Genomic DNA, 1,313 nt, shown 5'->3' with positions numbered 1-1,313 from the left:
GTGTATTGGCCGGTGAGCCCTTCCACGGTCGGCGGTTTGCCCCCGGTGTACTGGTAGAGGGCCGGGTCGGCGAGGACCCTGGTCATCTCGGGTGCGTCATCAGGGGACAGTGGTCGCAGGCGAATCCGTTCGGTCATAGGGGCAAGCAGAGCCCGGCGGTTTAGAGATGTCAACCAGCTCGTCGGTGCTGAATCGCCCCGGGTCTGGTGGAGGCTCTGATCCAACGGAAGGATGCAGAGCATGCCCGCACCACGGAAGTACCCCGACGAGCTCCGCGAACGCGCCACGCGGATGACGCTGGAAGCCCGGCAAGACCCCGCCACGAGGACCGGAGCGTTCCGCCGTGTGGGAGAACAGCTCGGGATCAATCCCGAGACGCTGCGCAACTGGGTCCGCCAAGCCGAGATCGACCACGGCCACCGCCCCGGAAGCACGACCAGCGAAGCCGCCCGGGTGGCCGAGCTGGAGAAGGAGAACCGTGAACTACGGCGGGCGAACGCGATCCTGCGCTCGGCGTCGGCTTTCTTCGCGGCGGATGCTCGACCGCCCACAGCGCTGATCGTGGACTACATCGACGAACACAAGCACGAGTTCGGTGTCGAGCCGATCTGCGCCACGCTGTCCGCGGCAGGCACACAGATCGCACCGAGCACGTATTACGCGGCCAAGACGCGCCCTCCTTCAGTGCGCAGCCTGCGCGATGAGCAGGTGCTCGTGGAAATCCGGCGGGTGCATGAGGCCAACTACGGGGTCTACGGGGCCCGGAAGGTCCACGCGCAACTGCGGAGGGAGGGCCTGCAGGTGGCCAGGTGCACGGTGGAGCGGCTCATGCGAGCCGCAGGCCTGCGCGGGATCAGCCGCGCGAAGGGACCGAGGACCACGGTCCCAGGCCGCGGCCCGGATGAGCGTCAAGACCTGGTGCAGCGAGACTTCACCGCGGCGGCTCCGAACCAGCTGTGGGTCGCTGACATCACCTACTGCCGCACTTTCAGCGGATGGGTGTACGCCGCGTTCATCATCGACGTGTTCTCCCGACGGGTGCTGGGTTGGCAGCTGTCGAAGTCGCTGCGCACGGACCTGGCCCTGGACGCCCTCGAGATGGCGTTCTGGACGCGTCAGCGTGCAGGCCACGACGTGGCCGGGCTACGGCATCACAGCGATAAAGGAGTCCAGTACGTCGCCGTGCGATACACCCAGCGGCTCGCCCAGGCCGGCGCAGTCGCCTCAGTCGGCACGACGGGGGACTCGTATGACAATGCCCTCGCGGAGGCGTTCAACTCGCTGTTCAAGGCGGAGCTGATCCGGAACAAGGG

Annotated in this window: 1 protein-coding gene and 1 other annotated feature; the gene reads left to right on the top strand. The window is 67.0% G+C overall.

Annotation, left to right across the window (positions count from 1 at the left end):
• Positions 1–240: 240 nt before the first annotated feature.
• Positions 241–1,313: IS3 family transposase (locus tag ACFWJO_RS39535; protein WP_386873108.1), on the top strand; the 1,073-nt coding region annotated here is incomplete at its 3' end.
• Positions 519–648: a sequence feature (AL1L pseudoknot), on the top strand. Its footprint overlaps the gene before it by 130 nt.

This window comes from Streptomyces sp. NPDC127092 (genome assembly GCF_042722475.1).
Classification (GTDB): domain Bacteria; phylum Actinomycetota; class Actinomycetes; order Streptomycetales; family Streptomycetaceae; genus Streptomyces.
The sequence above is the reverse complement of the archived record's forward strand: the minus strand, read 5'-3'. Positions and strand labels throughout refer to the sequence as shown.